Origin of the sequence: Acinetobacter sp. Ag2, from assembly GCF_001005515.1 — a bacterium.
Classification (GTDB): domain Bacteria; phylum Pseudomonadota; class Gammaproteobacteria; order Pseudomonadales; family Moraxellaceae; genus Acinetobacter; species Acinetobacter bereziniae.
The window spans coordinates 64,105-85,611 of the sequence record NZ_LBNA01000055.1; the positions used below are offsets into that span (position 1 = coordinate 64,105).

The window sequence follows — 21,507 nt, forward strand, 5'->3', positions numbered from 1 at the left end:
ATTTTAAGCTTGAGCGCCTGTTATTTTGGTCTATATTTTAGAATCAAGGTATACTGACAAAAATTTTGGAAATAGGTGAGCAGATGCGTTTAGCAATTTGTAGCATCGGTTTAGTTTTAAGTGGTGCCGTTTTAGTAGGCTGTGGTCAATCTGGTAATTTACAGTTAGCCAATAGCCCTGATTATGACAAGCGTGCCAAATACTTGTTGTATTCAAAGAATGACAGTAAATCTGTTCAGACTGAGAAAAAAGCAGTGGATCAGGCTGTTCCCGCAGATCAGTCTGTCCCAGCATCACAAGTGACTTCAAATTAAACCTATTTAAACTTTCATTGAAAGGATACATTCATGAGTTTTTCCCGCATTGATGGGGTATTGCATGCAGAGCAATGTTCTTTAGATCAGCTTGCTATGCAATATGGCACACCACTTTATGTCTATTCAAAAGCGACATTTGAAAAGCATTATTTAGATATGGATAAAGCCTTTAGCTTTATCGATCATCAAATTTGTTTTGCGGTGAAGTCTAACTCTAATCTTGCAGTATTGAATGTATTGGCAAAACTGGGTTGTGGTTTTGATATTGTCACAGGTGGTGAACTTGCACGGGTACTTGCGGCAGGTGGTGATCCATCAAAAATCGTGTTTTCTGGTCTAGGCAAACAAGAAGAAGATATACAAAAAGCGTTGGAAGTGGGTATTGCATGTTTCAACGTGGAATCACATGCTGAACTTGATCGTATTCAAAATGTTGCGGCACGTTTAGGTCAAAAAGCACCTATTTCTCTACGAGTCAATCCAGATGTTGATGCCAAAACCCATCCTTATATTTCAACAGGGTTGAAAGAAAATAAATTTGGTATTCCTTCTGATGTGGTTTTTGAAACCTATCAATATGCAGCGTCTTTGCAAAATTTAGATGTGGTTGGAATTGATTGTCACATTGGTTCACAATTGACTGAAACTCAGCCTTTTGTGGATGCGCTTGATCGTATTATGATGATGATCGAACAGCTTAAAACGCTCGGCATTCATTTACAGCATATCGATATCGGTGGCGGTTTGGGCGTGACTTATAAAGATGAAACGCCACCAAGTGTTGTTGAATATGCTGAGTCTATGCGTCCAGCTTTAGAAAAACTGGGTTTAAAAGTATATATGGAACCAGGGCGGAGTATTTCAGCAAATGCTGGCGTTTTACTGACTAAAGTTGATTTGCTTAAACCAACTCAGCACCGTAACTTTGCAATTATCGATGCAGCCATGAATGATTTAATTCGCCCATCCCTGTATGAGGCTTGGATGGATATTCAGCCAGTTAAGTCACGCACTGATGTTGAAAACAAAACTTGGGATATTGTCGGCGCTATTTGTGAAACAGGTGATTTCTTAGGTAAAGCGCGTGAACTTGCGCTTAAAGAAAATGACCATCTTGCTGTTTTGGGTGCTGGTGCATACGGTTTTGTTATGAGTTCAAACTATAACAGTCGTGGTCGTGCTGCAGAAGTGATGGTGGATGGTGAGCAATCTCATGTGATTCGTAAACGAGAAAGTATTGAATCACTTTGGGAAAATGAACGTTTGTTGCCTTAAGGAGTAATTTTAGATGTTATTAGAATTTACCAAAATGCATGGTCTGGGCAATGACTTCATGGTGGTTGATTTGATTAGCCAACGTGCCTTTTTTGATGCAATGACGATCCGTCGTTTGGCTGATCGTCATTTTGGCATTGGTTTTGATCAACTTCTCATTGTTGAACCACCAGATTTTCCTAATGTTGACTTTAAATATCGTATTTTTAATGCAGATGGTTCTGAAGTAGAGCAGTGCGGTAATGGGGTGCGTTGCTTTGCTCGTTTTGTTTACGAGCGTCAATTGACCAATAAGAAGCGCTTTAAAGTGCAGACCAGTGCAGGCATTGTCGAACCAGAGTTGGGTGAAAATGGTTGGGTTCGTGTCAATATGGGCTATCCGAAATTTTTACCGCAAGAGATTCCATTTATTGCTGAAGAGCCAGATGCTTTGTATGACATCGCTTTGGCAGATAATCAGTCACTGACCATTGATGTGGTCAATATGGGTAATCCGCATGCAGTGACCATCGTTACTGATGTTTTAACTGCAGATGTTGCGCATATCGGTCCACAAGTAGAGTCTCATGAACGTTTTCCACAACGGGTCAATGCAGGTTTTATGCAAATTGTAGATGAAAAGCACGCTCGCTTACGTGTCTTTGAACGTGGTGTAGGTGAAACCATGGCATGTGGGACAGGTGCATGTGCAGCAGCTGTGTCAGGTATGCGTCGTGGTTTGCTTGCCAACAATGTGGAAATTGAATTGGCAGGCGGTAAATTACAAATTGAATGGAAAGAAGGTGATGTGGTGTGGATGACCGGACCAACGGCTACTGTTTACGAAGGTCGTTTGGATTTACGCTATTTTCAAAGTTAAGCATATACCTTGAGCCCTGAATTGATGTCAGGGCTTTTTAAATTTGGTCAGCAGTTTTTCGTCAATAACTACAGCGCTGATATTTATTAAAATTCAAAGCAAATAATCACAATCAAATAGGAAAATAAACCATGGCAATAGACCGGATAGATTGGCATGCTGAATCCGCTGAACAAGCTGGATTTCCCTACAAAAATGGTGGAACGCATATCGGCATGTATTTGGCATGGATGATCAATCATCATTTAGAAGGTGAGTTTCATCAAGAAGAAAGTGAAACTGAATTAGAACAAGTGCGTACTCGTCAAATGACTGGATTACGGTTTTTGACAGATATGTGTGATGAAAAATTCTGGGAAGAAGACTTAAATGAAGAAGGCTTTGAATTTACGCAAGTTTATTATGAAAGTCATCAATATTTTAAAGATTATGATGAAACCTTGGTTTATTCAAAAGGCTTAACTGAAACTTATGCAGTAGAAGACACTTGGGAAAACTATGATTTAATTGCTGCAGTAATCAGTCAGAAATATCAGCAATGGAAGCAAAACCGCCCATAAGTTTGCTAAAAGTGATCCATAAAAAAACACAGTCCGAAATGGGTAGGACTGTGTTTTAATGTTGATTCGTCTGGAGATCAAATCAACATTAAGCAACCACACTACAGCACGCATATTTGCTTAATGTATATATGAGGATGATTGGTTATTTTTCAACCAATATAAATGTAAATTCTAAAAGTTTCAATGTTCTGAAACTGTTCAGTTAATTCATTGAATGAATTCCAAATATATTACCTTCGGTATCTACAGCTAAAACGATATGTCCATGGGGGCCGATTGACATTTTTGCTTGATGAATTTGTCCTCCCGCAGCTTCAACACGAGCTTCTTCGATCGCACAGTCTTCACTACTGAAATAGATAATCGTACTGTTTCCACCTGCACTCACACCTTGCATTTTTACCAAGGTTCCAGTGGAGCCATACTGGTTCATGTCGGATGGAAAAGCCCACATTTGGGTATTTGCATCAGTCGGGTCGCTCAATAAACTGAGTTCTGTTCCCAATACAGTTTGATAAAATAATTTGGCTCGTTCCATATCATCAACATAGATTTCAAACCAACAGACTGGATTTGGCATGATGGTGTCCTTTTGTTTTACTGTTATATGTATTAGACCATTCGTTGGCAGTTTGCTTGAGTAGATAAACTTTAGCTCAGCCAGCAAATATTATTTTTAGACTTTATTGTGATTAGCTTATGACAAACTTGAATGTTGTACAGCTGTATTTTGTAAGCAGGTTTGTTTTTTATTCACAGCCATAAAAAAAGAGAATGCCGAAGCATTCTCTTTTCTGAATTGTTGAATATCATTATATTAATGACGCGCAGCTTTTTTGCCTTCATCTACCGCTTTCACGATTGGTGCTTTGACCAATGGTGTTGGTTGTTCAACCAAAGCAAGTGGAAGGATCTCATCGATACTTTTCACTGCTTTAATCTCTAAACCATCTTTCACATTTTGAGGGATTTCAGCCAAGTCACGTACGTTTTCTTGTGGGATAAACACCAGTTTAACACCACCACGATGTGCCGCTAAAAGTTTCTCTTTTAAGCCACCAATACGCATTGCACGGCCGCCTAAACTGGTTTCACCCGTCATGGCAATATCAGGACGAATTGCAATACCTGTAAATGCTGAAACCAACGCAGTTGTTAAAGCTAAACCTGCAGAAGGACCATCTTTCGGTGTTGCACCTTCAGGCAAGTGAACGTGTACATCGGTTTCTTCAAAACGAGAAGCTTCAATACCTAATTCATCTGCACGTGTACGAACCACAGTCATTGCAGCTGTAATCGACTCTTTCATCACATCACCGAGTGAACCCGTCGTAATGAATTTACCTTTACCTTTGACGGCCGCAACCTCAATGGTTAACAACTCACCGCCGACAGAAGTCCAAGCCAAGCCATTTACACGACCAACTTGAGCTTCTTCTTCAGCCATGCCGTAATCAAACTTATGCACACCTAAATATTCAGGTAAGTTTTCAGCAGTGACATCGATATGCAAGTTCTTGGCTTTCTTGCTTACAGACTCTTTCACCACTTTACGCGCAATTTTTGAAACTTCACGCTCTAGGCTACGCACCCCAGCTTCACGTGTATAACGACGCACGATGTCTCGAATAGCTTCTTCATGAACAGTCAATTCTTTAGTACGTAATCCATTGTTCTTAATCGCTTTAGGAACAAGATAACGATCCGCAATATTGACTTTTTCGTCTTCGGTATAGCCCGGTAAACGAATCACTTCCATACGGTCTAATAACGCCTCAGGAATATTCATACTGTTGGCAGTACAGATGAACATCACTTCTGACAAATCTAAGTCAAGATCTAGATAGTGATCATTAAACTTGCTGTTCTGTGATGGATCAAGTACTTCAAGTAATGCAGATGCTGGATCACCACGATAATCCTGTGCCATTTTGTCAATCTCATCGAGTAAGAACAATGGGTTCTTAACACCGACTTTGGTTAAAGACTGCACAATTTTACCTGGCATCGCACCGATATAAGTACGACGATGACCACGAATTTCTGCTTCATCACGGACGCCACCAAGTGCCATACGAACGAATTCACGTCCGGTTGCTTTAGCAATGGATTCACCAAGAGAGGTTTTACCCACACCTGGAGGTCCGACTAAGCATAGGATTGGACCACGAAGTTTTTTCACGCGTGACTGAACAGCAAGGTATTCAACAATACGTTCTTTGACTTCATCTAAACCGTAGTGGTCTGTGTCCAAGATTTCCTGAGCTTTTGCCAAGTTAATGCTAACTTTGCTGGCTTTATTCCAAGGCGTATCTAAAATTGCCTCGATATAATTACGTACCACAGCAGCTTCGCTTGACGCAGGTTGCATCGCTTTGAGTTTACGGAACTCATTTTCAGCTTTTTTACGTACATGTTCAGGTAAATCAGCTTCTGCTAAACGTTTTTCAATTTCAGCAACATCATCTTCCGCACCGCCATTCATGTCGGAAAGTTCACGTTGAATGACCTTCATCTTTTCATTGAGGAAGTATTCACGTTGGTTTTTTTCCATTTGACGTTTTACAGAGTCATGCAAAGTTTGTTCAATCTGTTGTTCTTCAGACTGTTGTAACAAATAAGTCATGAGTTCTTGTAAATGTGCCTCAAACTCATCGTGTTCTAAGAATTTTTGTTTGACATCAATATTCAAAGGTACACGTGTTGCAACAAAGAATAATAGTTGCAGTAAATCGTCAATTTTGTTGGCTGCTGCAATCAACTCACGTGCATTACGTAATTTTGCTTCTGCATACTGTGAAAACAGTGCACGTAATTCATCCACACGTGTTGTTTGGGTAGCGTTGTCTATCGATACAGTCATTGGACTTAACGCATGTTCTGCCGATAAATATTCATCATTGTCGATGATCTCAACCAGCTTAGAACGGTGTAAACCTTCAATGAGCACTTTGATGCAGTTTTCATCATTTTCATGGTTTACAACTTGTACAATCTTAGCGACAGTACCATATTGATATAGGTTGTCGTGATCAATTTCTTCTGTAAGCGAATCTTTTTGCGCAACTACAAATACTAAATTGTCACTGTTACGAGCCACATCAACTGCATTGATCGATTTTTCACGACCCACAAATAGCGCAATTTGCATGTGTGGATAAACCACCACGTCACGCAACGCTAACAGCGGTAATACACTTGGAACCTGTGGCTCTAAGTTTTCTTGATTCATAATAATTTCAGACATGGGCACTCCTAATGAGTGACAACGGTGTTGCCATGTTTTTTATAGTGATGTGTATTTCAAAAATTACAAGGGCTTTACTTAATAAAAAAGTTAAAAAAACGCAAGTATTTGATTTACAAACAAGCCTAAAGGAATTTATTGACCTATCTGGCGTTTGAAATAGTAAGTTTTTATTGGTGTAATCAGGCTATCAAGGGATTGATCCCACGAATTTCTTGCTAATTCAGTATGTAGAAACTGAAAATCATGTGCTAAACCTAGTCGATGGGGCTGTTGAAAAGCGGAAGCAAGCGTTCGATCATAAAAACCACCTCCCATGCCCATTCGTGTTCCTTTTATATCACAAGCCAATAATGGCATGATCACAACATCTAGTGTCGAAACATGCTTTCCACGGCTTGCCATGGGCTCTAACATACCTAAACGATGTAATGAAAAGCGTTTATTTTGATATTGCTGGTAGGAAATTTTGACCCAAACCAAGTGATTATTCATATTACAGATCATGGGTAAATAAACTTTTTTACCCTGAGTAAAGCAATATTCAATCAGACGTTTGGTTTTTACTTCTCCAAAAGCATCTAAATACAGTCCAATTTTCTGCGCGTTTAAAAATTTCGGATGCTTTAAACATTGCTTTAAGCAACGCAACTCGATCATTTTTTGTTGCTGTGAATTCAACTTGCGTCGTTGTTGACTGATGATTTTGCGCAGTTGTGAATTTTGATTCATGCCGTCAAGTTTAACTCCAAACTGTAAACAGTATACAACGAATTGAATCACAACAGGATTGAGAAAATTACAGTTTTGATTGATCTGAGATTAAAAGATTGTCGCATTTTTTGTTTAAAATCGATGTAGCTGATTATGACAAACGCTATGACAAACGCTAGATGAGTAGATATTTTAACTCCTATCAAGTTTTTCGATAAATGGACAAATCTTTCTAATCCTGTTAATTATCTGATAAACATCAACTTAAAATAGTCATTTAAATCGGAATCAATAAACTATCTTTTTTGACAAATGTTGGATTTTGCACAGTCAATTGAAAAGTTTCAGACTTCTATTAGGCTGAATAAGAATTCACGTGAGTGATGATGGATCAACAAGAATATAAATAGGACAAAGTGATGCAAGATAACCTGAATACACATCGAAGAATGCCGTCACGACCATGGGTTAAGGCAACTATATTTGCATTGACCAGTAGTTTGTCTGTGCTGTCTTATGCTGCGCCACCTGTAGCACCTAAATTAAATCTGGAACTTTCAGCACATTCAAAAAATAAAATTAAAACCTTGATGAATGATCCTAAAGTTTGGCAACAAATCCCTAAAACTGTCACGCTCTGTGTATTTTCACCAGATGGGGCGAATAGTGAGGCTTTTGAACAAGCCACCAGTTATATCAGTGAACTGCCACGAATCACCCAAATCGCCAAAGAATTTGGTGTGGATATGAAGATCACACGCCCAACCAAATTGTCGATGCATATTGACTTAAATTATCCAAAACTCAAGAAAACAGCATCCACAGATATTAATTTACGTGTCTATACCGATGAACGTGTATTAACTGAAGATTTTAGAAGTAAACGCTGTGATGGTGCAGGCATCAGTAATATTCGAGCGAGACAATTTAATCCTTTCGTCGGCAGTATTGATGCAATTGGTGCTGTGCAAAATTACAAGCAATTGACCACTGTGATTCAGTTACTTGCACGACCTGAGTATGATGCAAAAATGGTCAATCGTGATTATGAGGTCGTCGGAATCGTGCCTTTGGGTGCTGCGTACATCATGGTCAATGACCGCCGTATTGATACTTTATCTAAGGCGGCAGGTAAAAAAGTTGCAGTCATGAATTTTGATGGAACGCAGAAAAAACTGGTACAAAATGTGGGTGCGCAACCTGTTTCAGTGGATTTATTAACAGTGGGGGGCAAGTTTAATAATAAAGAAGTTGATATTATGGCTGGTCCTGCATTGTTGTTTAAGCCTTTAGAGTTAAAAAAGGGCATGACTGATAAAAATGGGAATGTGGTCGGCGGTATTATCAAGTTTCCGCTCATTCAAGTGACAGGAACATTGATCATGCATCGTAATAAATTCCCTGCTGGAATGGGACCAATTGCACGAGAAATGATTTCCAAGCAACTCAGCCCAGCGTTTGAGTTTGTTGATAAAATCGAAAGAGAAGTACCTGACAAATATTGGTTTGATATCCGTGAAGCTGACAAGCCTGGCTATATCAAGATTATGCGTGAAGCACGTATTCAGATGACCAAAGAAGGTTACTATGATCCTGCAATGATGAAGATTTTGAAAAAAGTCCGTTGTGGACAAATACCAAGTAGTTTTGAATGCGCATTGAATGATGAATAGAGCAGTGAGCTTCATCTATACATAGAGATAAAACCAGTGTTATAGATTAACAAAGGCAAAATAAGTATTTATTTTGCCTTTTTTAATACTTAATCAAAGAGGGGTGAACGATGTTGCAGTGATATGGACTTTACCATTGAGTGGGAGGAGTATGTATCATCTGCTCATCTAAGGATTTTTGCGAGTTTTTATTCTGAGCTAAATTAATTTCTGATTTTTTCAACATAAAGGAGGGTAGTGTTTAAGTAATTTATTTAAGTTCTCAATCTCAGATGGTGCTGTGTAATTTTTATCTTACAAATTAAATTTTATAGAAAGTTAAAAACTTCCAAAAATCAAAGATGAATGAAAACAATTATAAGTAAAAAATTGATTCTGTCATCTTACTGAAAAATTATAGAATTTTTATCTATGAAAATTTTTTAGATTACAGCTTTGTAATTTGATATACGGTGTTTTTATGTTAAACAATTATCATTATCGATTAAAAATAAGAAAAGGTTATAATTTTGACAACACATTATTTTATTTGTCTTGGAGACCGTACTTCTGGTGGTGGTGTAGTGGTTGAGGGCAATGTCAGGCATATTATTTTAGGACGCCCCGCTGCTTCGGTCGGTATGAAAGTACTATGTTGTAATCGACCACAAAAAATTATGAATGGTTGGTCATGCTTTAACGATCATGGGAAATTAATTGCGTACCACGGTTGCCTATTAAGCTGTGGTCATCGACTTATTGCCAGTCAAAACTTAAGTGGTTGGTCAGATGATCAGGATGATTCAGCATTACCAGAACAAATCATCTCTAAACCACAGCGGTATCACGAGTTTTTTACACTTAAAGATGATGATGGTCAGCCAGTTGAAGGACAGAAATATCGCCTAAGTGCCGAAGATGGTTCAGTGCTTGAGGGATATACCAACGCGAAAGGACAAACGGAGTACCTTTGGACACATGAAAAGCTTCCTGTAAATTTAGAAATCGTTGATGATGAAGATGAAGCACAATTTGATCATTATCATATAACTGACCAAGAATAAGGAAAATAAAAATGTCAGGACGTCATACAACTGGTTCAGGCTCTACCAGTCCCAATAAAACCAAACCATCAGTCACTAAACCCAGTACCAAAGGTACAGAGATCAAGTTAGAAACAGGTACAAACAAGACCTATTTATGCGCTCATATTTGTGCAGCAAGCAAAGCCCCTAAAATTGGGGCAATTGGTCAAAAGCTTTATCAACAGACAGTCACCAAAGCCATCAAGGCAGAAGCAGATTTAAATTTTGGTGTTTGGGCGTACTTAGCCGAAGTGGGCTATGATATGACGGGTGAATTTCCAGAACCGTTAATGAGTGAAGATCCTGCACGGATGCATCGTCCTTCAACATTTCCATTGGGCGCGGCAAAAAAACAAATTGAAAACTTAAGCAAAGGTGATTTTCGTATCCCTGATGTTACGGTTTTAGCCATTAAGGCGGCTGAAATCATAGAAATGCGGATGTCTGGAACAATTGATTGGAAAAGGTTTAAGCCTAAGCAAAAAAATATAGAACGCTTGGTTGAAATTAAGTTTGGGAAAGATGATTGGGGGGATGGGCAATTAGAAGCATACGAGAGAATTGCTGAAGGAAAAGTTAGAGATTTATCAGATAAAGACTGTCGCTGTGAGACTCGAAAACCGCCAAATGGTGGAAAGAAGATGCCTGTAAAAGTTTATCCGCCGATTAAAAATCCAACACCTTATAAAAATGCTACTTTTCGTCCTGCCAATACAGGGCTAACTGCTAAAAAAGGCATCCCCAGTATGTTGGGTGCTTTAGGTAAGCTGATTTCGCCACCTTCACCAGAGGTACAGTTTTATCGAAAATTAGTCCCTTTACAAGAATATAAAAGCCTGATGATACCCATTACCGCCAGCGTAGGGATTGGAGGTGCATTTATTTGTGGGACTGTAGTCTTGGTCGGTGCAACAGGCGGTGCGATTGCCACAGCAGGCGCAATCGGTGCAACTGAAGCTGTAGGTGGTGGAGTGTTGATTACAGGTTTTGCAACTTTGGCGCATTCATAATATTGGAAAATAACTCAATGATTATTCAATCGGAACAAGATTTAGCACCTTATTTAAAAGATTTTCAATGGTCTGAACATAAAAAAGGTCAGCCATCTTTATTTATAGTCGGTGCTGAGTTTCAAGCACATTTTTTATATTTTGCAGGGCATAGTCCTGAAAAGCGTCAAGCCCTCATCGAATGTATCGAAGCATACAATCAGCATTATGCAAAACATTTTACTTGGGGCTCTTATGTTAATGAAAAAGGTGTAATGCGTTACTATGATATTACTGTGCTGCCTAGTATCCAAGAAGCGGTTGTTAAACATCCTCACCCAGATGACCAAATCGAATGGCGTTGTGCATCAGGAGAACGTGATGAAGCACCTGAATATATGATTTATGCCTTTACTAATCGGGGTTGGGAAGGTCGTAAACAAGAATGCTCGACATTGACTTTTCGTGTTCCAAATCAACTCATTTTTGATATTGAACAAAAAAAGATTTTAATGTCTTTGATTCAGATGTGTATCGATAAATTGGGTGTATATCATGTGGTTGCAGGTTTTCAGAGTGCTTTGCCTTATAAGCCGATGGGAGTGGGAGACTACTCGCTAGCGCAGGGTGAACGCTTTTGGGGGATTTATCAAGGAGCTAATATTAGAGAAAGAAACCGTATTGCAGATGGTATTAAAAGTATCGATTGGTTGACTTATTTAAGCAATACATTGGTGCAACGGATTTGCGAGGTCAAGACTTTTCCAAAATATTGTGAACACTTTAATCTCAAGCCAAAGCAACAACAAGAGGGTTTTTTATTTCAACTGGAAGATTTTCCACAATTATTACCAAGTCAACTTTCTGTTTTAGACAGTTACTATAACCTGAATAAGGCTTTACGTCCGTTAAGAAATGGGGCTTATGGATCGATTAGCTACGATGTAGGCTATAATTATCAGGTATTGGATGTTGAAGCCAGTCGTAAATGGATTCGCCGTTTAGATGCACCTGATATTTTTCCTGATCGTGGACATTATCAAGAACGAAAACCCCTTAAAAATAATATTTATTTAGCATCTGGACGACCCTGTAAAATTGATGGTGTTTACCGTTATGAGGACCAGTTAAATTTTAAAGGTGAACCAAGACATGCAGGCTATGATGATCGCGATGATTATCAGGAGAACTATGTTTATGATCTGAGGCAACAAGTTGTATTGCTTAAAGGTGATATTGCACCACGTTTTTTAGAATGCTATGAACATATGGTTTTAAAAGAAGCCAAGAAAATCAAATGGCGTTTGGTGAGTGAAATTGTACGAGTCAAAGAATGATTATATAAAGTTAGATATTAAAGGTCTAACCAGCTTTGATCTTAGTCATCCACGTGTTAAAGCCTTGATGAAACAAAGATATGATCAACATATTCCATTGAATGAAATGGTAATTGCACCCAGTACACTTTTTAATTCAAAGCAATTGATTGATGTTCGATAACATTGGAATGCTGGCAAAAATAAAGAGATATAAAAAGTCAGACAATAAAAAACCTGATTCATGATGCTCAGGCTTTTTATGAGATGTTTTATTGCAAAAACAATCTCGAATATGGCGACCCTACGGGGATTCGAACCCCGGTTACCGCCGTGAAAGGGCGATGTCCTAGGCCTCTAGACGATAGGGTCAATAAATTGAGGCAAAACTTGAAACGAAACCATCAAATTAATGGCGACCCTACGGGGATTCGAACCCCGGTTACCGCCGTGAAAGGGCGATGTCCTAGGCCTCTAGACGATAGGGTCGTTTCAGAGGTGGGCGTATATTAGGGCGAATACAGAGATGTGTCAAACCTTTTTCTACAATAAAAGTGAAAACTTGATTTATATGTATAAAAACAAAGCAATAACACAAAAATCATGCAAAGTATCAATGAAATCGAGCCAAATGGCTTTAAAGGGCTTCTACAATATTTTTAATCACAGCAGGATGCTGTAAATAGCCTGCAATCTGGTGCGGGGAATGGATAAATGTTGAAATAGATGTATTTAAAATGGCGGGTTGAAAGTCAAAAGGCGTATTGACCAGAGGAAAAGCCGTGAGGAAATCATCAGGAGAGTAAAAATTATGCCAATCTCCATTTAAGCAAGTAGGACTTTGGATTGGCTGTGTAAGTTTGGACTGAATAACTTTAAATGCCAGGGGAGAGCCTAAAGTAATGAAGCGTTGGATTTTATACTGAGGTGATAGTTGTTGCAAAAGGTTATATGCAATCACGGTGCCTAAGGAGTGCGCAACGATAACATGGCTTTGATCTGCTTCTAAACTTGCTAAAATCCTTTGGTGAACTTCATCCATGAATTGAGGATTGGCTAAGTATAAATAAGTTTCGATCAAAAACTTATGGATCAGACTTTCATGTAGTTTAGGAAAGTTATTTAAAATGACAGAAAATTCTTTAAGTGCTTTGTCTTTGAATAACTGAGAAGCTAAATACAGCCGTTTTGACAGTTTTAGCTCATGCTCAGGCATAAAGTAAGGTAAGATTGGAATGGTTGGCGCTGTATTTAAAACTGTCGATGGCGCAGTTGCGCTATGTTTGTGCAAATGGAAATTAACCCATGACTTAGGTAAGAAAGCATCTAGATCAAAGCGATTGCTGAGTTGATGCTTAGTGATCAAATCACCATAAAAGGGCAGGCTGATATCAAGCTCTTTGGCTGAAATAGCAAGTTTAAGTTCATTGATACCCTGTTGAAAAATATCAAGCCAATGTTGTTTCAAATTATCAGCATTATAATTTTGTTGATTCATGCCATGAATAAAAATAATTTTCATTGCGGTTGTGATCAAACATAAGATTTATAAATTTAATTTACGAGCTTAAACCTTTTTTGACTATGACCAAATGTACAAAAAGTGTAGCCATTGCCACACTTTTGATTTGAAAAACAGAAACTGTTTTTATTTAAGACTGCGAATCATGCTGAGATTTGTATAAGAATGCATAACTGATATAACAGATAGCAATAAAGATTAAGCAACAGATAAAACCGACCACCATTTCAGGATCAAACACCATACTAATACAGGTAATTAAGCAGAATACAAAACCTAAAATGGGTACGATCGGAAACAACGGCGCGGCAAAACCTAACTCCGCTTTACTATGACCCTGTTTATACCATTGGCGTCTAAAATTAAATTGGCTTAGACAAATACTCATCCACACCACAACCATTGTGAAAGCAGCAACACCCAATAGATTTTTAAAAATGGTTTCAGGTGCAAATTGTTCTGAAAGTAAGCCCGGCAGTGCGCCAAACATCGTCACAATCACTGCGATATAAGGGATACCACGTGCATTAACTCTTGAGAATATTGCTGGAAGTTGTTTTTTTGCTGACAGTGACCACATCATACGTGAGGCAGCAAATAGTCCTGAATTCGCCGCAGACAACAATGCAGTGATGATTACAAAGCGAATGATATCTTCTGCATAAGGAATACCGATATGATCAAATACGGTAACGAAAGGACTACTACTTACGCCCTCAGCGTGTAGTCCTGCCATTTGATGTGGCAATAATGCACTGATCACAATGATGGTACCGACAAAGAAAATCAACAAGCGCCAAATTGCCGTATTGATGGCTTTAGGTACATTCTTGGCAGGATCTTCAGTTTCACCTGCGGCAACACCAATTAACTCTGTCCCAGAAAAGGCAAAGTTAACAATCAACATCGTGGTAAAGATCGGGAATAAGCCTTGTGGAAACCAACCCTCAGCGGTTAAATTGCTAAATAAGGGGGCTTCATGGTGCCCTTGATAATTGAGTAGACCAAAAATCGCCAGCAAACCAAAAAGAATGAATGCAATAACGGTAATCACTTTTACCAGTGATAGCCAAAACTCAGATTCGGCAAACCATTTGGTTGAGCTCATATTTAAGCCAAACACAATTGCTGCAAAAATCAGTGTCCATAACCACATCGAAATATGTGGAAACCATTCTTGCATCAATAAAGCGGCTGCGGTGAACTCTGTACCTAGAGTTGCTGACCATGTCAGCCAATACAGCCATGTAACGGTATAACCAGTCCCCGGACCAATATAGCGTTGGGCATAAGTACCAAAAGAGCCAGACTCAGGCATATGTACAGCGAGTTCACCTAAGCAAAGCATCACCATATATGCAATCACACCGCCCAAAATATAAGAGAGGATGGCACCAATCGGACCTGTTTGTGAAATGACTTCACCAGATCCCAAAAAAAGCCCTGTACCAATTGCACCACCAAGCGAAATCATCACCAAGTGACGAGTACTCATTGCTCGTTTGAGTGGTGAGGAATTAGATGATACTTGAGCATCATTTTGAATTGGTGATGACGGCATAAGCTTCTAATGGAAATAAAACAAGAAGCGCGCTATTTTAGTCCAATTGCGAAATAGTGCAATGACTGAGTGGTTTTAATCGGCAATAATCCAGAATATAAATTTTCACTATTTTTTATTTCTATTAATTAATTATTTAAATCAAAAACTTATATTTAATATTGCTCGCGTTATTTTAATAAATGAAAGTTCAATTGTTCAATAAAACGCATTATTCTAATGGTCTTACTGTTGTGTTTTTAAGCATTTGAAAATCAATAGATATAAAAAAACCTGAGTCATATTGCTCAGGTTCTTTTATGAGAAGTTTCATGTAAAAAAACTTACTCGAATATGGCGACCCTACGGGGATTCGAACCCCGGTTACCGCCGTGAAAGGGCGATGTCCTAGGCCTCTAGACGATAGGGTCGTGATGAGGTGATGCGTATATTAATAACAAACAGCACTTTTGTCAAAACAGATTTCTTGAATTATCTTCTAACTGGTGAATCCTTCAGCAATTATTATTCTTTCAGCATGTAATTTAATCAATAACGTATTGGATTGGTTTTGACGATTAAAATTGTGATGACGTTAAAATTAAAAAAATCAAAATTCACGATCTATGGATAGACAATCATATGGATTGAATTCTGGGTGTATCCATCATTGTTGAATCTCATAGATGCCATAATAATGCTGACTTTTAGCTTGATCACAAGCACCTATTTAAGCACGGGTGCTTGATAAGCTCAGGGATGAATTAATTTTTCTGATGATACAGACCATAATAGGTCACATAACAGATCGCCATAAAGAGCAAGCATCCAATAAAGCCTGAAAGCATTTCAGGATCGGCTGCCATACTTAAGCCTGTTGCGGTACAGGTGATAAAACCTAAGATAGGTACAAGTGGATACCAAGGTGTCTTAAATTTCAAATCAGCTAAGGTCTTTCCACTAGCAAGCCATTTGCGACGGAAATTAAATTGACTCCAGCAAATACTCATCCATACGATGACCATGGTAAATGCAGCCACGCCTAGTAAGTTTTTGAAAATCACATCAGCACCGAACTGTTCTGATAATAACCCGGGTAAGCCTCCAATCATGGTTACCAAAATGGCGATCACAGGCGTACCTGATTTGGTCAATTTAGAAAAAATACGTGGTAATTGTTTTTGAACTGAGAGTGCCCACATCATACGAGAAGCAGCGTAGAGTCCCGAGTTTGCTGTAGACAATAGTGCCGTGATAATCACGAAACGCATGATGTCTTCAGCATAAGGAATACCGATTAAATTAAATACCGATACAAATGGACTATTACTGATACCTTCACCATGTACGGCAAGTCCAGCATCTTGATAGGGTAATAATGAGCTAATCACAATAATGGTGCCGACAAAGAAAATCATCAAACGCCAGACGGCAGCATGAATTGCTTTCGGTACATTTTTTTCAGGATTTTCTGTTTCGCCTGCTGCGATACCGATCATTTCTGTGCCATTAAATGCAAAGTTAACGATCAGCATGGTGGCAAAGATTGGAAATAGTCCATTGGGCAGCCAACCATGCGAGGTTAAGTTACTGAATAAAGGTGCAGATTCATAGCCATGAAATGGAATTAAACCAAATATCGCTGCCAAGCCTAACAGAATGAAGACCAAAACCGTTGCCACTTTGACGAATGACAACCAGAATTCAGACTCTGCAAAAAAACGAGTAGAAGTGAGGTTGGAAATCAGTACCGCGATAATGAAGATTAAGGTCCATAGCCAAATGGAGGTGGTTGGAAACCATTCCTGCATCAGCATCGCAGCGGCAGTAAACTCCGTACCTAATGTTGCAGACCAGCCTAACCAGTACATCCATGAGACCATATAACCTGTACCGGGACCAATATTTTTGGCAGCAAATGCACCAAAAGATCCTGTTACGGGTTGATTCACTGCCAATTCACCTAAACATAGCATGACCATGTATGCAATTAAGCCACCGATGATATAGGAAATCACAGCACCAATCGGACCTGCTTGAGCGATGACTTCGCCTGAACTTAAAAATAAACCTGTGCCGATAGCACCACCTAGAGACAGCATAATCAGGTGTCGTTTGGTCATGGATCTTTTTAAGACAAAAGACTGTCCATCAGCATTGAGATGCTGATTCGATTGATCGGGAGATTGCATATTTGATGTAACTGAGAATGCTAAATCAATATTTTAGATTAAAATGTGAAAATTCACAAAATAAAATGAAATAACTAGGCGTAAAGTATAAGAAAAAAATTGAAATGACTAAAACTAAGTAATGGTATTGCGAAGGAGAGAAAATATGGCGACCCTACGGGGATTCGAACCCCGGTTACCGCCGTGAAAGGGCGATGTCCTAGGCCTCTAGACGATAGGGTCGTTTAGAAGATGGCGCTATCTTATTGATCCGCCATCAAAGTGTCAAGTAAGTGAGGAGCGAGTTTGTTCAAAATATAGCAGAACAGTTCAGCCGTCTTCTGTGTATCATACAATGCTGAGTGTGCTTCTCGACCATCAAATTCAATTCCAGCTTGAATACATGATTTTGCTAAGACAGTTTGACCAAACATCACGGCACTCAACGTGACCGTATCAAAGACTGAAAAGCTATGAAATGGATTTTGATTTTTTGTTCCTGTACGAGCAATCGCCGCTTTTAAAAAACCTAAATCAAAATGAGCATTGTGTCCAACCAAGACTGCATGCGTACAATTTTGTTGACGACGCACGTCATTCACTGCTTTAAAAATACGCTTAAGAGCTGTTTTCTCATCTTCAGCCATCGCCATACGCATAGGATTAAACGGATCAATACCAATGAAATCTAATGAACGACGATCTAAATTTGCGCCTTCGAAGGGGTTGATATGTGCATGATGTGCTTCACCAGGAACAAATTTGCCTTCAGCATCATACACAATCGGGATGCATGCTATTTCTAGCAATGCATCAGTATCTGCATTAAAACCTGCTGTTTCTACATCAACAACGACGGGTAAAAAGCCACGAAATCGTTGTCCAATCACAGGTAATGTTTCAGTTGTCACACCTTTCTCCATTGGATGGTTTTTCCAGCATAAAGTGGAATAATCTGTTCACCATCCAAATAATCTAAACTTTCAGGGATTACCTGTTCTTCTTTGACAAGAGTAATCGTATTTGTATTGCGAGGCAAACCATAGAAGTCTGCACCAAAGAGACTGGCAAAACCTTCAAGACGTTCGATTTTGTTCACTTGGTCAAAAGCTTGTGCATACAGTTCAATTGCAGTTGGAGCACTGTAACAACCCGCACAGCCACATGCATTTTCTTTGGCATTTTTAGAGTGTGGCGCACTATCTGTACCCAAGAAAAACTTAGGATTTCCGCTAGTTGCAACTTCTAACAATGTCTGTTGATGCGTTTGACGTTTTAAAATCGGTAAGCAATAGAAGTGCGGTTTAACCCCTCCGACCAACATATCATTACGGTTAAATAATAAGTGTTGTGGGGTGATGGTTGCTGCAACATTACGATCCTGTTCGAGTACAAAATGTGCTGCTTCACTGGTGGTAATATGTTCTAAAACTAATTTTAATTTTGGAAATTGCTTTAATAAAGGTGAAAGCACTTCATCTAAAAAGCGTTTTTCACGATCAAAAATATCCACATGATGATGAGTCACTTCACCATGTAACAGTAAAGGAACTTGATGTTCTTCAAGTTGCTCGATCACTGCATAGACTTTGCGGATGTCGCTTACGCCATTATCCGAATTGGTGGTAGCACCAGCAGGATAAAGTTTAATGGCATTTACATATTGAGATTCTTTGATTTTACGAACTTCGTCTGGCGAAGTATGGTCAGTAAAATACAGTACCATACGTGGGTCAAAATTTAGACCTGCAGGTACATGTGCCATAATACGATCGCGATAAGCATTGGCTTCATCTACAGTTTTTACAGGTGGAACCAAGTTCGGCATACAAATCGCACGGGCAAATTGTTTGGCGAGATCTGGAACTGTACGCTTTAAAGCAAGACCATCACGGAGATGGGCATGCCAGTCATCGGGCTGAAGCAATGTGATCGTATTCAAGGCAATTCTGACTTACAAAATAAATGAGATGATAATCTATAACAGTTTAAAATGATAACAGCTATTTCTAATCAATAATTCAAATTAAATGATTAAAAACAAATCTAAAGTCTATATTTTGCACATCTCGGTCATAGACTTGTCATGATAAAATGCTAACGCTAATGAAATAAAATTGTACCTCAAAACTTCGTTAAAATTTTCAATTGGTTAATTTTAATTCTTTTTTTAAAAGAGAATTTAAAAACTGAAATAGTCAGCCTGTGCTATTGCATATTTTACTTAAAAAACGATAATGAAGTCATACAAAGCTAAACTGATAATACACATTATTTGAACAGGGTTAATGAATATACGGTTGACTTTATAAAATAAGTTCTAAATTTTTGATGTGAAAATGATCAATAAGCTTTATTAAAATGAAATTTAGGGTATTCAATTAATATTCTTCATGTATCTGATATTACATGGTTTATTAGAGAAATGAATGATAAAATTAAGTAGATAGCGAGTTTTATATGGGCAAGTTTCTGCCAAGTCTTATCTGTTTACTATGTCTGACTGGTTTAAGTATTCAAAGCCAAACATTTGCCAAACAAAATGTGAAAAGCGAAAAAAACCAAGAAGCCATTAAAGCGGATTCAAAACAAGATTGGTCATTAAATAGTATCAATAATGCCACTTGGTCAACCAATCTGGGGCGAGGGCAGTTTCCTGCCTATGCGCGCGCGCAAGTGATGTTAAATAATCTGCATGCATCACCGGGACCGATTGATGCTAAGAGTGGTAAAAATTTCTTAAAAGCCATTGCTGCTTATCAACAAATTAAAGGGTTACCGATTAGTGGTGAACTGGATAAGCTAACGTGGGACAGTTTGTTAAAAAATCAAACAACTGCGGCATTTGGTACTTATCAAATTACCGCTCAAGACCTGAAAGGTCCTTATGCGAAATCGATTCCACGAAATTATGCTCTGCAAGCTAAGATGCCAGGGCTTTACTATACCCGTGTAACTGAAATGCTCGGTGAGAAATTTCATATTGATGAAGATTTCTTAAAGCAAATTAACCCACATGCTAACTTTAAGAAAGTTGGTGAAACGCTCAATGTTCCAATTGTTCGCAATGACTTACCTCAAGATGTTGCGCTGATTATTGCACATAAGCCGGCGCGCCAACTGTATTTATATAATCATTTAAATCAAATGATTGCTTCTTTCCCTGCCACGATTGGCGGGTCAGGGACACCGTCTCCCAAAGGGACGCATAAAGTGGTAAAAGTTGCACCAAATCCAGTGTATGGATATAACCCGAAAAACTTTGTACAAGGCAGCAATCGCCAGAAATTGGCTCTGCCACCTGGTCCAAATGGTCCCGTTGGTAATATGTGGATTGCCTTAAGCAAACCGACCTTTGGGATTCATGGAACTCCAAATCCATCATTAATTTCGAAGACGGCATCGCATGGCTGTATTCGTCTTACCAACTGGGATGCCAATGACTTGGGGCGTAAAGTTCAACCCGGAACTGTGGTGAAGTTTTTAGATTAAAGTCCACGATGTTGTTTAAAAGCGATCTATGCCGTGGGGTATAGGTCGCTTTTTTATCTAATTGTTAGCGATTTATTGCTGTATATCAAAAATATACACAACATCATGTATAGATTGGCTATGATGCAACAATTAACTATTGTTAGAAGAACGTCATCTTTATGGGTACAGAAAAAAAATTATCTACTCAAGAAGTCATTAAACTGGAACGTGATTTGGCGAAGTTTGCCAATATGATGGATTCAGTGGTGCGTATTCCCTTTACCAAACAAGGTGTGGGAGCTGATGCTGCATTAAGTACCATTCCAATCGCAGGTGATGTGGCGGGATTTATTTTAACCTGTTATGCGGTGTATAAAGCCAAGCAGATTGGTGTGCCTCAAGCCAAGTTGAATGGTGTGTTAAAACTTGCAATTATGGATGGTATTGTCGGCTGTATCCCTATTGCGGGAACATTGTTTGACATTTTTATTCGCCCGAGCCGTAAAGCTTTAGATATCGTGCATGATCATATTCAAGCAGAGTATCAGATCCATTCAGATGACCATGTTGTTCATCCGTTTTTGCATGAAAAATTAGAACAAAAGCAGCAGCATTCCGCCTTTTGGCGCAACCCTGTTGTGGCATGGATTTGGATTCATATCCCTGATATTTTGGGCTTGGTGGTATTGATATTGATTGCAATTGCCATGTGGCTGGGTGTAAATATGTTGTGGGATTGGTATCAGAGCTATAAAACCTAACAGCATTGCTTAAACTGATTTG

Annotated in this window: 18 protein-coding genes and 4 tRNA genes; 10 read left to right on the forward strand and 12 right to left on the reverse strand. The window is 38.8% G+C overall.

The window, feature by feature from the left end; translation table 11 throughout:
* Positions 1-83: 83 nt before the first annotated feature.
* The 4 genes from AAV97_RS15435 (at position 84) to AAV97_RS15450 (ending at position 3,011) form a co-directional block, all read left to right on the forward strand.
* Positions 84-314, forward strand: a complete 231-nt coding sequence (locus tag AAV97_RS15435; RefSeq protein ID WP_004828442.1) for a hypothetical protein — start codon at positions 84-86, stop codon at positions 312-314.
* A gap of 33 nt (positions 315-347) precedes the next feature.
* The gene (gene lysA, locus AAV97_RS15440; protein ID WP_046761002.1) at positions 348-1,592 is read left to right on the forward strand and encodes a diaminopimelate decarboxylase; all 1,245 of its coding nucleotides are present in this window, start codon (positions 348-350) and stop codon (positions 1,590-1,592) included.
* Between the two features lie 13 nt (positions 1,593-1,605).
* Positions 1,606-2,451, forward strand: a complete 846-nt coding sequence (gene dapF, locus AAV97_RS15445) for a diaminopimelate epimerase (protein ID WP_004828445.1) — start codon at positions 1,606-1,608, stop codon at positions 2,449-2,451.
* 131 nt (positions 2,452-2,582) lie between these two features.
* Entirely contained in the window at positions 2,583-3,011 is a 429-nt protein-coding gene (locus AAV97_RS15450) for a hypothetical protein (RefSeq protein ID WP_042086717.1), read from the forward strand.
* Positions 3,012-3,216: 205 nt separating this feature from the next.
* On the opposite strand, the gene AAV97_RS15455 is transcribed toward AAV97_RS15450, so the two are convergent.
* The 3 genes from AAV97_RS15455 to AAV97_RS15465 form a co-directional block, all read right to left on the reverse strand.
* Entirely contained in the window at positions 3,217-3,594 is a 378-nt protein-coding gene (locus AAV97_RS15455) for a VOC family protein (protein WP_009586014.1), read from the reverse strand.
* A gap of 237 nt (positions 3,595-3,831) precedes the next feature.
* Positions 3,832-6,261 (reverse strand): endopeptidase La, encoded by a 2,430-nt coding sequence (gene lon, locus AAV97_RS15460; protein WP_009586016.1) that lies wholly within the window; start codon positions 6,259-6,261, stop codon positions 3,832-3,834.
* 135 nt (positions 6,262-6,396) lie between these two features.
* The gene (locus AAV97_RS15465) at positions 6,397-6,993 is read right to left on the reverse strand and encodes a 5-formyltetrahydrofolate cyclo-ligase (protein WP_005030657.1); all 597 of its coding nucleotides are present in this window, start codon (positions 6,991-6,993) and stop codon (positions 6,397-6,399) included.
* Positions 6,994-7,394: 401 nt separating this feature from the next.
* Between AAV97_RS15465 and AAV97_RS15470 the strand changes: the two genes are divergently transcribed.
* From AAV97_RS15470 to AAV97_RS15485, 4 genes are all read left to right on the forward strand, one after another.
* Positions 7,395-8,648, forward strand: coding sequence for a putative solute-binding protein (locus AAV97_RS15470; RefSeq protein WP_046761003.1), 1,254 nt, complete (start codon positions 7,395-7,397; stop codon positions 8,646-8,648).
* A 509-nt stretch (positions 8,649-9,157) separates the two neighbouring features.
* Positions 9,158-9,691: a PAAR domain-containing protein gene (locus AAV97_RS15475; protein ID WP_046761004.1), complete on the forward strand. Its 534-nt coding sequence runs from the start codon at positions 9,158-9,160 to the stop codon at positions 9,689-9,691.
* A gap of 11 nt (positions 9,692-9,702) precedes the next feature.
* Complete coding sequence (locus AAV97_RS15480) at positions 9,703-10,722, forward strand: nuclease (RefSeq protein WP_046761005.1); 1,020 nt, start codon at positions 9,703-9,705, stop codon at positions 10,720-10,722.
* 20 nt (positions 10,723-10,742) lie between these two features.
* Positions 10,743-12,038 (forward strand): type VI immunity family protein, encoded by a 1,296-nt coding sequence (locus AAV97_RS15485; RefSeq protein WP_046761070.1) that lies wholly within the window; start codon positions 10,743-10,745, stop codon positions 12,036-12,038.
* A 275-nt stretch (positions 12,039-12,313) separates the two neighbouring features.
* On the opposite strand, the gene AAV97_RS15495 is transcribed toward AAV97_RS15485, so the two are convergent.
* From AAV97_RS15495 to pyrC, 9 genes are all read right to left on the reverse strand, one after another.
* A tRNA-Glu gene (locus tag AAV97_RS15495) sits at positions 12,314-12,389 on the reverse strand.
* A gap of 41 nt (positions 12,390-12,430) precedes the next feature.
* A tRNA-Glu gene (locus AAV97_RS15500) sits at positions 12,431-12,506 on the reverse strand.
* Between the two features lie 148 nt (positions 12,507-12,654).
* On the reverse strand, positions 12,655-13,539 hold the full coding sequence (locus AAV97_RS15505; RefSeq protein ID WP_046761007.1) for a hypothetical protein: 885 nt from the start codon (positions 13,537-13,539) through the stop codon (positions 12,655-12,657).
* A gap of 130 nt (positions 13,540-13,669) precedes the next feature.
* Positions 13,670-15,100 carry an amino acid permease gene (locus AAV97_RS15510; RefSeq protein ID WP_004828467.1) on the reverse strand — a complete coding sequence of 477 codons (1,431 nt, stop codon included), beginning with the start codon at positions 15,098-15,100 and terminating at the stop codon, positions 13,670-13,672.
* A 334-nt stretch (positions 15,101-15,434) separates the two neighbouring features.
* A tRNA-Glu gene (locus AAV97_RS15515) sits at positions 15,435-15,510 on the reverse strand.
* Between the two features lie 333 nt (positions 15,511-15,843).
* Positions 15,844-17,271, reverse strand: coding sequence for an amino acid permease (locus AAV97_RS15520; RefSeq protein WP_004828469.1), 1,428 nt, complete (start codon positions 17,269-17,271; stop codon positions 15,844-15,846).
* A gap of 146 nt (positions 17,272-17,417) precedes the next feature.
* Positions 17,418-17,493: transfer RNA gene (locus tag AAV97_RS15525), tRNA-Glu, on the reverse strand.
* A gap of 20 nt (positions 17,494-17,513) precedes the next feature.
* Positions 17,514-18,173, reverse strand: coding sequence for a ribonuclease T (rnt, locus tag AAV97_RS15530; protein WP_005030644.1), 660 nt, complete (start codon positions 18,171-18,173; stop codon positions 17,514-17,516).
* Positions 18,158-19,192, reverse strand: a complete 1,035-nt coding sequence (gene pyrC / locus AAV97_RS15535; protein ID WP_005030643.1) for a dihydroorotase — start codon at positions 19,190-19,192, stop codon at positions 18,158-18,160. Before pyrC ends, rnt begins: the two co-directional genes overlap by 16 nt.
* Before the next feature lie 518 nt (positions 19,193-19,710).
* On the opposite strand from pyrC, the gene AAV97_RS15540 reads away from it, so the two are divergent.
* Together AAV97_RS15540 and AAV97_RS15545 are read left to right on the forward strand one after the other, a co-directional pair.
* Positions 19,711-20,742: a L,D-transpeptidase family protein gene (locus AAV97_RS15540; protein WP_046761008.1), complete on the forward strand. Its 1,032-nt coding sequence runs from the start codon at positions 19,711-19,713 to the stop codon at positions 20,740-20,742.
* A gap of 161 nt (positions 20,743-20,903) precedes the next feature.
* Positions 20,904-21,485, forward strand: a complete 582-nt coding sequence (locus tag AAV97_RS15545; RefSeq protein ID WP_005030639.1) for a DUF4112 domain-containing protein — start codon at positions 20,904-20,906, stop codon at positions 21,483-21,485.
* The last annotated feature ends 22 nt before the right edge of the window (positions 21,486-21,507 follow it).